The organism is Thermogutta terrifontis, assembly GCF_002277955.1.
Taxonomy (GTDB): domain Bacteria; phylum Planctomycetota; class Planctomycetia; order Pirellulales; family Thermoguttaceae; genus Thermogutta; species Thermogutta terrifontis.
In genome coordinates this window covers 3,074,627-3,088,390 of the sequence record NZ_CP018477.1, presented here as the reverse complement: position 1 = coordinate 3,088,390, position 13,764 = coordinate 3,074,627, and the positions used below count along the sequence as shown (strand labels likewise).

9 protein-coding genes and 2 tRNA genes are annotated in these 13,764 nt (G+C 55.5%); 5 read left to right on the top strand and 6 right to left on the bottom strand.

Going from position 1 to position 13,764, the window contains the following annotated elements:
• The first annotated feature begins 386 nt into the window (after positions 1 to 386).
• Positions 387 to 460 (top strand) — tRNA-Val (locus THTE_RS11515).
• 15 nt (positions 461 to 475) lie between these two features.
• Positions 476 to 548 (top strand) — tRNA-Ala (locus THTE_RS11510).
• A 1,473-nt stretch (positions 549 to 2,021) separates the two neighbouring features.
• Here THTE_RS11510 and THTE_RS11505 read toward each other — a convergent pair.
• From THTE_RS11505 to THTE_RS11480, 6 genes are all read right to left on the bottom strand, one after another.
• Positions 2,022 to 2,348 carry a hypothetical protein gene (locus tag THTE_RS11505; RefSeq protein WP_095415575.1) on the bottom strand — a complete coding sequence of 109 codons (327 nt, stop codon included), beginning with the start codon at positions 2,346 to 2,348 and terminating at the stop codon, positions 2,022 to 2,024.
• Between the two features lie 62 nt (positions 2,349 to 2,410).
• Complete coding sequence (locus THTE_RS11500; RefSeq protein ID WP_168175844.1) at positions 2,411 to 5,686, bottom strand: serine/threonine-protein kinase; 3,276 nt, start codon at positions 5,684 to 5,686, stop codon at positions 2,411 to 2,413.
• A gap of 400 nt (positions 5,687 to 6,086) precedes the next feature.
• Positions 6,087 to 6,506: a DUF4189 domain-containing protein gene (locus THTE_RS11495; RefSeq protein WP_095415573.1), complete on the bottom strand. Its 420-nt coding sequence runs from the start codon at positions 6,504 to 6,506 to the stop codon at positions 6,087 to 6,089.
• A 373-nt stretch (positions 6,507 to 6,879) separates the two neighbouring features.
• On the bottom strand, positions 6,880 to 7,062 hold the full coding sequence (locus tag THTE_RS18005; protein WP_157732043.1) for a hypothetical protein: 183 nt from the start codon (positions 7,060 to 7,062) through the stop codon (positions 6,880 to 6,882).
• Positions 7,063 to 7,083: 21 nt separating this feature from the next.
• Positions 7,084 to 7,548: a transposase gene (locus THTE_RS18000; RefSeq protein ID WP_157732042.1), complete on the bottom strand. Its 465-nt coding sequence runs from the start codon at positions 7,546 to 7,548 to the stop codon at positions 7,084 to 7,086.
• Complete coding sequence (locus tag THTE_RS11480) at positions 7,545 to 8,015, bottom strand: helix-turn-helix domain-containing protein (protein ID WP_157732041.1); 471 nt, start codon at positions 8,013 to 8,015, stop codon at positions 7,545 to 7,547. The genes THTE_RS18000 and THTE_RS11480 overlap by 4 nt, the downstream gene beginning before the upstream one ends.
• 379 nt (positions 8,016 to 8,394) lie before the next feature.
• Between THTE_RS11480 and THTE_RS11475 the strand changes: the two genes are divergently transcribed.
• The 3 genes from THTE_RS11475 to THTE_RS11465 all read left to right on the top strand — a co-directional run bounded on the left by THTE_RS11475 (position 8,395) and on the right by THTE_RS11465 (position 13,552).
• Positions 8,395 to 9,690 carry a caspase family protein gene (locus tag THTE_RS11475; RefSeq protein WP_157732040.1) on the top strand — a complete coding sequence of 432 codons (1,296 nt, stop codon included), beginning with the start codon at positions 8,395 to 8,397 and terminating at the stop codon, positions 9,688 to 9,690.
• Between the two features lie 159 nt (positions 9,691 to 9,849).
• Positions 9,850 to 11,958, top strand: coding sequence for a serpin family protein (locus tag THTE_RS11470; protein WP_095415569.1), 2,109 nt, complete (start codon positions 9,850 to 9,852; stop codon positions 11,956 to 11,958).
• A gap of 151 nt (positions 11,959 to 12,109) precedes the next feature.
• Entirely contained in the window at positions 12,110 to 13,552 is a 1,443-nt protein-coding gene (locus tag THTE_RS11465; protein WP_157732039.1) for a WD40 repeat domain-containing protein, read from the top strand.
• The last annotated feature ends 212 nt before the right edge of the window (positions 13,553 to 13,764 follow it).

Below are 13,764 nucleotides of genomic sequence, written 5' to 3'. Positions count from 1 at the left end.
ACAAGCAGGTCCCTCCGAGAAGTCGTTGGGAAGGGCACGCTTGTTGTGCCGGCCAATGCGAAGTGGAGCATCCAACCTGACAAGGAGGTCCCTCCGGGCTGAGACCGACCCGTGTGGACGTTCGGGTGCCCATTGGCGGGGGAAAGTGGGAATGCGGAGATGTGTCAGGGGCTATTGACTTACCCGTGCCTCGGGCGGTTAAAATAGAACCAGAGTACTTGGCCAGCAAGTCCGGTCGGTCTGCCGGGAGATCCGGCGCTTGCCGCGAGCCATGAGTGCCACTTGCGGTCAGCTTAATCCATCCGAAGAGTGAGGATGGCTGAGGCTGTTCAGTGGCGACGTCCCCGCTGGTATGACCGAGGTCGGAACGGCCAGGAAAGAGAGATGGGCGATTAGCTCAGTTGGTTAGAGCACCAGCTCGACAAGCTGGGGGTCGCAGGTTCGAGTCCCGCATCGCCCACTTTGAGAAGGCCCCGGGGCGGTAGCTCAGTTGGGAGAGCGCTAGAATCGCACTCTAGAGGTCGGGGGTTCGAATCCCCTCCGCTCCACTAAGTCGTTTTGCAGAAAGAAGTTAGGACCGGAATAGGACTGCATAACTTCGCTTGCAGGAAATACTTCTGACGTATTCTTCTCTATCTTGCCACCGCTTGCGGGAGCTTGCGGCGCCCCACCTCGTGCCACGCGTGCACCGGATTCTATGCCACTGTTCGTTTGAACACTTCCCATGTTCATTTGGCCACTTTCATGGGGCGGCATCCAGTTGAGAGCCTGGGCATATGCCGCATCCGCGGGGTCCAAATAACGCCGTAACGCGATGGAGGGGGAGTTTCCCAGCCACTTGGTGATTACGGCCAGCGGGAAGGCCTGGGCCAGGTCGCTTTCGCAATTTGCCCGCAGGTTACGCCTCAACCGGGGCCAGGGCTCTAGCCCCACCTTGGCAAGTTTCTTCTGGAGGGCCTCACCGATGGTATTCAGCCAAGTGCCGGTGGCTGGCTGTACCGGTAAGCTGCTGATGCGGGCTGCCAGCAACGCCCCCACGTGGACGCGGATACTTTCCGCCATCTTTTTGTCCACACGGCCAACGCGGAGCGTTTTCCGCTTGCCATCTGGGACCACGAAAAGGATTCTTCGGGCTTTGCCGTCATTTGCGACACTTGCCACAGGATGCTCCCTTTCTGCGTCATGGTGCGACAAACGTCATTTGACTTGCCAGGGTATCTCCAAGCACCCGGCCATTCGTCGGATGCTTACTTTTCGTTTGGAGCTGTGAGGGCCGAAAGGCGCAACGTGTGGTAGGGGCGATTCGTGAATCGCCCGTATCGCATGTTTTGGGCAGGATGGGGTTGCCCGGTAGGGGCAATTCACGAATTGCCCCTACCGTTAAACCCTTGCCATGCACGATGAATGGAACGGATCATCCATCCTGGAGGAACGGACCTGACGAGCGGGTCCCTCCATTGTGTGGATTGGGGGGTCGGGTGCCGCCCGACCGGTCACCCTTCCATCCAGGCCGAGGGCAAGGTGGTGAAGGCTAAAGCCTTCACCGAAAAGCGGCGATGAATCGCCGCACTCCATGGAGTGCGGGGCTTCAGCCCCGCTTTCAGCGCGGGACTTCAGTCCCCGCTGAAAGGCAATTCATCATCGAACGTTGATAAACGGACCCGACAAGCGGGTCCCTCCGACGTTGGTAGGGGCAATTCATGAATTCTCCCTACCGTGTAATCAGCGGAATGTGCACCTGACAGGCGGGTGCCTCCGAAAAAAGGAGTCGGAGGGGCACGCTTGTCGTGCCCGGTGTCCCCTCGGCACGGGGCGTCACCATCGTGGTAGGGGCGATTCATGAATCGCCCCTACCGGAATGCGAATGAATCAGAGTGGATCATCCAAGGTTGACAAGTGGACCCGACAAGCGGGTCCCTCCGAGATACTCTCCATTGTGTGGATTGGAGGATCGGGTGCCTCCGAGCGATCACCCCGGTTCCACCTCGACCGATTGGGTTGCGGTTGTTTTCTGTCGCCAATCAGAAAGTAATGAGCCCGCGCCGTCGAAGCTCCTGAGCCACTCGCAGAAGTTCGAGCATCTCCGGCGTCCAGCGAACACCTATATCCCCGCCGTCGGATGCCTTCCCAATGCACGGACTGCCAGGCCGCAACCGATAGTCCAAATTCTTCGGATCCATAAACATCGGATCCGCATGCACACAGCCTGGCCCCCGTTCGATGTCCGGCGAAACGTTTCCAAAGGTTACGCAATGCTCCATCCGGTGGCCTGGATGGCGCTGAGGATTGGCGATGTCCCGGATGATGGAATCCCGCCACAAACATGGTTCTTGATAGAAAGTGGTCATCGCTAGTGCCACACTATGCTCGGTTTGAACTGACTTGGGATTACCCCAAGGATTCCAACCACCTACCAGAACGGTATTTTTAAAATGGCTCCTATGCTGCCAATATCTCCTATTATCAAACATGAATTTAGTACCACCCAGTCACCATCACGGATGCTTCCAACCACTACCAAATTTTCTAATTTACAGCTTCCCTTAATAGCACACGGCGTGCGGCCTGATGCTCCTCGATTAACCACCAACAGTCTCCGAATCGTGACATCTGGACCCTCAATAGTAAGTAGATTTCCCACGACACTGTTAGGTTCCATGGAAAGGAGCAGAGGCCAGCACTTTTTCCGGCCCGCTAGGGTAATATTCGATTTGGTATTCGGAATCTTTACCGCCTCGCTATATATTCCGGAGTCTTGGATTTCTACCAAGTCACCAGTTTGGGCTGCATCAATGGCGGCCTGGATAGTGCGGAAGTCCCCTTTGCCGTCCTGACGCACCGTAATCCGGCGGCCTAAATTGGCTGTGGCCTTTTCCAACTCTGAAAGCGGCGGTTGGCGAGCGGTATCGAAAACTACCGTGGTGTCCGCGTATTGCGTCCGCAGTTGTTCCACCAACGGTTTCACGTCGTGAAGCTCCTGCTCCTTATAGAGCTTGACCGCCTCGGCGTAGAGTTTTTCTGCCTCGGCCTCCCGCTGGGCAGCGGCCAGGACCGCCTCAATCCCCTGCAAAAGCTCTTGATGCTGGCTGCGCCACTCGGCCAGGGCCGGTTCCTTTTCCAGTCGATCCAAAGCCAATCGGGCCGCCGGGTACTCCTTCTTTCGCAACTGCTCCACCAGGTCCCTCAGCAGCGGATAGCTGGCCAGTTCCAGGTGCTTCCGCACCGAAAGCCCCTTCTTCTCGGCCTCCACAAAATACCGGGTGGCCTCCCCAGATTCGCCCATCGACACCAAAAACACGGCCGCCTTCAGAAGGTCCTCCGGCCTGGCCGGGTCCAGCACGAGACTTGCCAGCTTCCTCGGCGCCTGCGAGCCCAACTCCTGCCAGGCCAACGTCTCCGTCTTCTCGCCAAGCAAGCGACAGGTGATCTTCTCCTCATCGGCTGCCACCACCTCCCCACCCAGCCCCCGCAAGCCCAAATCGCTCTTCCGCAATCGCCCCGAAGAGCCGTTGATCTTCTCCATGATCCGCCCCTTCCACTCCACCAGCCAGCTTAACTCCTCCCGCCGAACCTCCCAGCGGACCGCTAAAGCCGGATCACTCAACTGGATCTTCTCTGCCTCCGCTAACGCCCCCGCAAAATCCCACTGACGGACCTTCTCCTCCACCCCCGCCGTTGCTCGCGTGAACTCGGCCTCACGATCCTCCCACTCCCGCAATAATCCCGCCACTTTCTCCCAGGCCATCTCAATTGCCGGACGTTCCCTGCCAGCACTCGCTGTCTCTTGTGGCTTCGACTCTCCAGCAGGCATCTGACCTGGACTCGCTGGCTCCTTCGAAGCAGAGGCCTGGGCCATTTCGTCGGTAGCCTTCTCTGCCGCCTCAATCTCTTTCAGCAATCCCTGCGCTTTCTCGGCCAGGGCCGGTATCCCGAATCGCTCCATAACCGGCAAGAGCACCACCCGTGCCCCGACAAACTTCTTCTCGGCCAGCAGTTGCCGGGCCTGCTCTTCCGCGGCCTGCACTGCCTGTGATGCCGCCTCCTCCACCTTCGCCTTCCGCTCCTGGACCACTTGGGCCAGCTCCAGGTCCTGATACCGATCCGCCAGCTGCTGATACGCCGCCAAAGCCCTCCCGTACTCTTGCCCCGCCAAATACCCCTGGACTTCACCCTCCACCTTCTCCAGCTCCTCCTGCCACACCGGAAGAGTCGGCTGAGGCTGCGGACCCGCCACCCTCTCGGAACTTCTTGCCGCAGGCCGAGCTACTGGTCTTCGTGCTTCCCCCGAAGTCCCTGACGACCGCCCTGGACGCAGGACCACCGCCAGAATGCCCAGCAAAATCAAACACCCTACCACCACCCCTCCCCAGATAAACAGCGACTGAGATGAAAGCCAATCCTGCCACTTCCTGGCCGACTGTGCAGAAATGCCCCGCATCCGCGGCCACGACCCCACCTTCCGCGGCGTTGCCTCGGCCATTCCCACCGCCGTCTCATCCTCCGCCGCCCCCTCCTGCCGCTGGGAAAGCCTTGCCAGCCAGGCACTGATCGAAAGCTCACCCCCACCCCCCGCAGGTACCCCCGCCCGACACACCGCCAAACAATGCTCCAACGCCTCGATCACCTCCTCCATCCTCTGATACCGGTCCTCCGGGCGTTTTGCCATCATCCGCTGAAACACCATGTCCACCTCGACCGGGACGTCCGGCCGGGCCTTGCTCAGCGAGGGAATTGGCGCCTCCCGATGTGCCACCAGCACCTCCATTAGTGTCTGCCGCGGATATGGCGGCTCGCCCGTCAACAACCGGTACAGCGTGCACCCCAACGAATAGATGTCCGCCCGCCCATCCACCCGATGCGTGCTCACCGCCTGCTCCGGGGCCATGTAGTCGCACGTCCCCATCACCTGCCCCGTCGCCGTCAACTGGTCCCCCGTCACCCCGTCCTTGGCCGGGTCGAACATCAGCCGGGCCAGCCCCATGTCCAAGATCTTCACCACCCCCGAACGATCCACCAGCAAATTGCTCGGCTTGATGTCCCGATGGATCACCCCCTGACTGTGGGCATACGCCAGGCCCCGCGCCGCCTGAAGCACACACTCCAGGGCCTCCTCCAGAGGCATCGGCCCATGCTCTTTGACCAGGCTTGCCAGGTCCTGACCGTCCACATACTCCATCACCAGATAGTGAATCCCATGTTGCTCCCCCGCGTCGTAGGCCGTCACAATGTTGGGATGGCTCAGCCGGGCCGCCGCCTTCACCTCCCGATAAAACCGCTGCACCGACTCCGGGTCTTTCATCGCCTGCGGCGGCAAGGTCTTGAGGGCCACCACCCGCTCCATCCGCCGATGCCGGGCCTTGAAGACAACCCCCATGCCGCCCTTGCCAAGCTGGTCCAAAATCTCATATTCCCCCAGCACCAGGAATTTCGTTTTTCCCCGCAAGAGACACCCGGCCTGAAAAGATGTCAGCACCCCGTGTCGGACCAGTTCCCGCGCGAGCTCCTCGCCGGAGTCGGGAAGGCCCTCTTTAAACCACCGGTTGCGATACCGCTCCAGATCTTCCGAAGAGAAAAGCCCACTCGCTTGAAGAGACTGCCAGAACTGCTCGCCCGTCACCATGACAAGTCCCCCCTCGTCAACCAGCCCCTGGTCATTCGCGCTCTGGACGGCGGGTAACAACGGCATACTTGTTCCACCGGAACCCAGGAGCAGCCCCCCGAAAACCACCCCTATTATAACCAGGTTAACCAAGCCAGTCATTTGGTAGAGACCACCGACCAAGGCATGCCAATGTCTTTCCAAGCCGAGACGTTGCTTCGGCTCGGGCCACCCAACTCGTCCATGTTGGCCTTACAGAGATAGTGGGCGGGATCTTTTGCTCTTGCTGGAATGAAAATCGCTCTATCAAAGCGTCCTACATACCGAAACAGGTAATGGGTGTGCACCGTGTTTTCAGGCGAGACACGGAACACACCCACTCATCAATTGAAAACACGAATTCCTTTTATAGGATCGGGACACCGTCACTGCCAATCACAGCGGACATGCACGTGATTAGGGGGCGGTCTGATGATACCCAGCCAATTCAATGCGGAGTCGTGTCAGGGCCGTTGTAACGACAAAACTTAAGCTGGGGCGACAGGGCGTGCTTTCGCGCGTTCACGAGGGCGGCTGTCGCAGCCTCCCAGTAGGTGTTACCTGTTCCCGTGCCCCAGCCTCCCAATGGCCCACGCGCAAACGCGAAATATGGGGCTGTCGTACTCAAAATGACCCGTGCATTGCGACCCGCCCAGCGAATTGCGGCCTCTTCCGCTTCCTTGCGGGTCGAATAATTGTAGGCATAGCCATAACTCCCTGTGAAATCGTCGAGCGCGATCGCCGCATAACGCGGGCACTTACCATCATCTTCGGCTAGTGCCGTGCGTCCCTGCAAAAGAGCCAACCAGGCTAACGTGGCCATGGCCACAGAACCAACCAGCAATCCCCAGTTACGTTGACGTTTCATCGTAGCACCTCCTCAGCGATCTTCGGACCAACAGGCACGCAAAACGGGAGTCAGACCTTTGCGGCGTCGCTCTTTCGCAAAAGTCAGAATAGGCTGCTGATCTTGTGTATAGGTGTCCGCATGTCGCCTCAGGAAACATTTAAGCTCGTCAACTTCAAAAACGTCTTGCCTGAGTCTGGGTCTGATTCGGCCTTGCAAAATTGGGCTGACAAGATCCACAACCCACAGCTCTAACTTTTTGCCATCGTGCTTGGCAAGAAAGAATAAATTCTTCTCTGATCTCGATTCCTCGCGGTTTTTGATGCTGGGACAAGATACAAGCAACGTATCATGACGTTTCCACCATGGAATACGAAAGCAGCCTACTGCTTCGTCACAGGATAATTTTGGGATAGACAGACTTCAGTTTGCAGCGGGCATCTTCCGCGGTCATTTGCCAGTCGACACCCCGCTGCCGAGCGTTGAGGTCTACCGACCACGCCGCAATTTCCTCCTGAAGAAGACGTAGCTCCCCCAGGCGACGCCCCGCCAGGCACTGCCGGGTTAAACAGCTCAACTCGCACTCCGCCACGTTCAGTCAACTGCCGTGTTTCGGCGTGTAAACAAACTCAATGCGACGAACGTACTGACGAGCCCGCTCCGCTGGGAACACCTCGTAAAACGCCCCCTTCGTGTGCGTGTTCAGGTTGTCACAGATCAGCGTGATCCGCTCACAGTCCGCGTAACGCCCGTCCAAAAGCGCCGCCACCTCCGTGGCCCAGTCGCTCTTCGTCCGACGTTCCCGCGCCGTCGCCTGACGCCAGCCGACCAAGGGCTCGCAAAACAGGAAGATCGCCGCCGTCCCCGCTCGTTCATACTCGTAATCCACTCGCCGGGCATGCCCTCTCGTCGCCGGAATCGGACGCCGCACTTCCTTCACCAACTGCACCGGCTGCTCGTCCATGCAAACGACCGGATGCAACGGATCATACGGCCGACAATACACTTCCAGCACCTCTTCCATCTGAGCGGCAAACTCCGCATCCGCCTCCGGCGGTATCACCCAGTACTGAATCTTCCGCGCCGTGATCTCGTTTTTTTTAGCGCCCGGCGTACTGTCTCGTGGCTGATCGATTCCACCACTTTCAGCTCCACCAACCGACGGGCCAGGAGGCGAAGCGTCCACTGACCGTAACCCGCAGGCGGCGGCCCCAAACGGGTGGCAATGATTTTCGCTTCCACCTCCCCATCCAGAATCTTGTTCGCTGGTGGCCCCGACCGGCTCTTCCCTTCCAGCGTCTCCTCAAAACCCCGTTCCACAAAACGCTGACGAATCTTCTCTACCGTCTGCCGCCGACACCCGAACGCTTCGGCAATGCGTTGGTCCGTCCAAGCTGGACCGTCCGCGTCCGCCTTCAGCAAAATCTGAGCGCGACGGACCTTCTGGCTGGTCCCCTTCAGCTTGCGAATGATTTCCTGACATTTCTGACGTTCCTCCTCGGTCAGCCGGACAATATACTTCTTTCGCACGGCAACCCTCCTTGGCAAAAGGGAACGAAAACGACCACCGATCCTATCCCATGCCACCCACCTAGCACAATCCCAAAATTTGCCTGTGACGGAACACTAGGTTATCAGAGTACGACGGCGACTTGGTTGCGCAATAGCATTCTCCGGTGGTAATGTTGATTACCGTTCTCCGTTCTGTGGTTTGTGTTCCTGTCGTATGGTCCTTTTACGAAAGGAGAGGAAGATGCGCGTAACCCCGAAACCGACAACCATGTTTCGGAAACTCGTAGCCCTGGCGGGAGTGATCCTGCTCTTCTGGAGTGGTACGCTCTCGCACTCAGAGGCTGCCCATCACTGTCCAATTCTGTCGCGACTATTTCGCTGTTGTCGGGGACGAGTTGTGCAGGCAACCCCCGCGATCATCCCGGCTCATGTCATTGTGATCATGGGGGGCGTAAAAGACCCGGAAACCGATAAAGAGATTTGGGAACACAATGTTGCACAGGTGAAGAAATGGCTCCTGGTAACACCGTACAAGAGCGTCGAGGCACAATCAGAGGAAAACAACAGGGCTCTGATTGACAAACTCGTCCAAGAACACGAAAAGACTAAGTTCCGGAGCTTTAAGATCTTTACAGGACGGGACGTGACGCCACAGGATATCATCAGTTACGTGAACAACCTGCCTGTTGGACGTGACGACGCCGTGTTCGTGTATGTTTTGTCTCACGGGGGGACTGATACTTCTAAGGGGGAGCGACTCTGTTGGTTCCTAAAGGGTCCTGTTGAGAGTATTCAGCGCAAACAGGATCTTCTTTATGCCGATGACCTCACTAACACAATCACGAGGAAGAACCCGAGGCTCAGCCTCATTGTAAGTGACTCATGCGCCCAAGATTTCCCGGTAGAAAGTTTCCTGGCAAGTAGACACGGAGAAGAAAAGGTTCGCACACCATTGCGTCTTCCTGATGGACAGCTTAGGTTTTCCATCGTAACGAGGGCGGTGCCACTGTGGTGGTACACGCGGTTGGACATCATTTTGGCCAGGGGCGCCGGGCGCTGGCACATCAATTCAGTGGCGCGCGATCAAAGCGCAGTCGCTACGAACGAGAGGAAGGAATTGCCGTTTACGCAGACTTTTGTCACCGTGGCGCAATTGCCGTTTGCTTTTGAAGAAGAAAAGATCCCCAATGACTGCACGAACCTTGCTTTGGAGTTGCAGGATGTGGAAAAAATGATTGGAGGCGTGAAGGAACCGCGGACGCTTTCTGAAGTTGTTAAGAAGGTGACATGGGAGAATTTGAAGGAAAAAGAGGAACTAAATGATCAAAGCACAGATTCAGTAGTGAAGATGGACGCCAGTGATGTTATAGGCTTTCTCGACCAGTCCGCACGCGTGGCGATCCTTAGCGCGTGGGAGTATTTGAAAAAAGAAGAAATGCTGACACAAGATTTTGCCGAGTTTTATCCTTGGTTATTATTAGCAAAGGACAAGGACGGAAATGATCGGAGCGATATACAAAAAGAATGGGAGGAATTGATGGCAAGTAAAAAGCCAAAAGCTGAAAAGAGTCACGCTGGTTCAGGGACAGAAGCGAGTGGCGAAAAGATTCAGGAGGGCAAGCAAGAAAAAGAAAAAGGCGTGAGTGGTAGTGGAGAGTTTCTTGGGCCAGGACAGGGAAAAGGGCAGCAGTAGAAGAGTGTTTCTGAGGAGTTAAGTTATTGTCGGCTGTGGGGTATCCTGTCTGGCAAAAGCGTAGTTGTGGGGCTGTGTGGTGGAGTACCCACCCACAGCCCCCTTTCCGAAATGTGCGAAGTTAGAACGGCTCGGTGCGGTATGCGAAGGAGGTGGTAAATGCACTCTCTGGCCTTTTGGTCGCTGCTCTGCATGAGCGTTGCCGTGAGTTCGGGTGCGGAGGAGATACAGCCAGTCCCATATTACCAGTTGTCCGAGGACGGTCGTGCAGTTCTTTTCGTGGAACCGGTAACGCAGGAGGGTGGTGGTGGCCAGGTGGCGTGTGTCACCCGCTCCGGCAGTCTCCTCTGGACCGCGCCGGTGTATGCACCGCTTGTAGCGGTAAGCGAAGACAATCGACAGCTTGTTGCAGTCTGGGCTAACCCAAGTGACGACGTTGATCGTCCGTTTGTTTCTATTTTTTCTTCTGGAAAAGAAGTCAAAAGTTATTCGTGGCGAATCTTTCTGGACGCTGTGCGGGAGGCACTTAGTAGGCCCTCAGCGCTAACGTCACCGACCACGGGAGAGCGACCTTCCCGCGACGACAGTTCGAAAGGGGAAGCTTCACCAACGCCTGCTACCACCCAGAATCAACCGCCCTCAGCTCCCGCCACCGAGCCCAGCGTGGCTTTGAAGGTTCCGCCGACTATCGTGGATACTCTTACGTTTGCCGGTATGGAACCGCTTAGTCAAGATGGACAACTTGGCCTTCTATTCCAGCCAGGGGTCCGCGTTACCGTCAAATGGAAGGACGGAGCCATTGCAAATGTCACGCAACTTACCGACGCGGAAATGCAGAAGGCGATGAAAACTGCACGTCGGGTAGCCACAGGATATGAAGATTCTTTACGCTGGCGGCGCTGGGCTGCAGTCAGTCAGCATTTGGTGGCCAGCCTCTGGCCGCACTGGGAGTTTCGGGAAACGAATCAGTGTTTCTCTCCGGCAGGCATTGTCAATGTTCTGGTCACGGCAGGCCTGGGAAGCAGTGGTGAAACAAAAAGAGAGTTTGCCCAATTGCTTAAGATTGATTTACAGCGTGAAATCGAGCAGGAAATGTTCTCAGCCTTTTCCCAGGCTGGGATCGAAATGCGAACACCCTTTCGTCGCTGGTGCGATACTCAGGGTATCGAGCTCGCGGAGAAAGATGGGAAGGTGGTGATTTCGCGACTGAAGAAGACTTTGGACCCGCCTTTAGAGACCTTGCGAGAGGGTGACTTAATTAATCAGCTTAACGGTGTGTCAGGGCCTTCTTTGGATCAAGTTGTTGAAACATTCAACACTTCCCGGGAACCAATAAGAATTGTTTGGGAACACTGGGAAGAATCTGGAATTAAAACGTACGTTCCCACCGAGGTTGCTCCCTTATTAAATCAGGAAGCGACCATCTTTTGCCTCGATGTGCGTTGCCGTCTTCGGGAGGAATATCGTCGTTACATCACGAACAGCGGGCTCGCACACGTGATGCAGGGCAACCTGCAGGACGAGAAACTGCTTTCTGCGTTACTGCCAACTTTTAAACAAACGGACCTCAAAATCACTCCTCTCACACGATGGATCATTCTCAATTCGTTAGCCATACGGTACCCCTGGATGGAAGAGTTTTCCGGAACGCTGACCAGGCCCTTTTACGTGTCACCGGATAACCACATCGCGGTTGACATGATGAGTGAGATTGTTCCGGCGTTAGTAGGAAGACTGGGTGAATTCCACGTAACAGCCGTCGAACTTCCAACGCGACATTATGGTTTGAACCTCGTAATTCTGTTGCCAGATCCGAAACAGCGTGTCGATGAGTGTCTCTCCGGCGTTGTCAGCAGATTCTCAGAACTTTGCAGCCTGCTTGACACCAGGCTTCAATGGAAGAACGTGAAACTGACTCTCCCTCTGTTTGAAGTCGCGGCTCAATGTCCTGTAGCGGAATTGTTGAAAGCAGCCGGTATGCGACGGGCCTTTGAGCTTGAGGAGGCAGACTTTTCAAAAATGGTGGAAGGTGAAAGCATTGCCCTAGACGTCGTTCTTCAACAGACACAGGTGGGAGTAAATCAGAGGGAGTTGCGAGCTTCCGCACAAACAGTTGCTACTGGCGTGACGTTGGGGATAAAACACGCAGAGGAAACCATAACCGTGGACCGACCGTTCATCTTCCTTATTCGCCACCGTTACTCTGGCATCATTCTGTTTTGCGGAGTGGTCGTGGATCCCCGTGGTTCCAGCAACCCACGTCAATAGCCCGTTCTCTCGGAGCTTGCGTTCATTGAGAACCAAAAAACCTTAAATGCATGCTGCGTTCCTATGAGTACGAGCTGAGTTTGACGTCTGCGCAAGAACGTGGGTATGGGCTCAGACATCGTGAACCTTGCCCAAAACGGACGGTGAGTCAATGATGTTTCCCTTACATGGCCATCTGATCGCGGGTGCTGCTTGGCTGCCACTTACGTTGGCGTTCGCCATCAGTTTTCAGAATATCGTATTCTGCAAAGGCTTCTCTTATGATGGTGGTCCTGCTCTACCATCGGAACAGTCTCAGGCCCAACGAATCGCCGAAACCTTCATTCAGAATGGAGATGCTTCGGAAATACATGCTTTTTTCGCTCCCTGCAACGATACCGATTCTCAATCACAGGATGTTTCGCTAGAGACAGATTCTGAAGGTGAAACTCCTCTTGCGATACACGACTTTCAACTAAGTCCTACAGGAAGTCACGCGTGGCTCTGGTACGGTAACGCCGTATCAGCTCTATGTGACCTGCCTCAAGCGCAGCAAATACGGCCGGTGGTTTCCCCCGGACGAAAGTGCATGACTGTGTTTTCGAAAGACGGCAAGACACTGGTGTTGGCAGGCCTCGATACAGGCATCGTCCATGTACTAAGTGTCGAAAGGTTAAAGTATGTTAATGCTTTTTTAGGTGTACCACTGCCCCCTTTGTATGAAGTCAGTGTTTCAGTCGATGGTCAGTATATCGCGTGTCGCGGATTTGATGGTTTTGGTTCCGTGCACACTTTAGAAAATGGGACCACATGGGGAGTCGCGGCCTACGGATTTGCGTTTGGACCAGGTAATCTGCTCGTGTACTCGAATTATCGACTCCGATTACTCGAAATCATTAAATTCGGAGACAAAGTAAGCAGATACAAGCTCACAATGCCGCGCAACGACCGCTTTGACGATTTTCGCGAGTTTCAATTTGACGTAACCGGAAAAGTTCTAGCAGCGAAAGCTGAAGGGACTCGCATATCATTTACAACGCCAGCTGCAAATGATAAAGAAGAACCAGAAGACAACGATGCAAGTCCACTGTGGTGTTTTTGGGATGCGTCCTCTGGAAATCTTATCGGCCAGCTTGACGGAAGTTCTCTTTCTCTTCTGAAGGGTAGCGACGACGTACCGTGGCGTTTGACATCTGATGGGCGAACAATCATTGTTGGATGCAAGAATCACATCATGCACATTGATTGGCGAAAAAAACTAGTGGTGAGACGTTGGGACCATCCGCTCATAGCAAGCATTGAGAGGATCGAATTAGTGAAGGATGGTATTGTCGTTCAAGGAAAGCGAGTCGCCAACGAACCCCAGAGTTTCACCGCGTTCTGGCAAAACGAAGGGCAGAATCCGGTCTGGTGGGTCAATCACGCAGTGAATGTGGACGAAGCCATGACTATTGGCTTGCGGCTAAACGGTGATGGCGACCTTGTGGTGCTGGACCCACGCACGGGAGGTGATGTAAAGCGTATACGATGCTTTCTTCGCGGCTTTTCGAACAACAGAGAAAACAACTATGAAATTGTGGCCAGGGTTGTGGATGTGCTTTTACCGCAGGAATAGCAACCCGTTCCGCGCGTGGATTTGTGGATGACTCAACAGTGAAGTTATGACGTTGTCGGACTCGACAACAGAAATCGCAACTCGGCGAGAGACCATTAAAAGGGCTGTGAAGTGCCGAACTCGGACAAATTACAACGTGACGTGAAAATAGACGGGCATGACGACTAGTGCATTTCTACACAATACTTATGTTCAACTTTGGACTTTTTGAC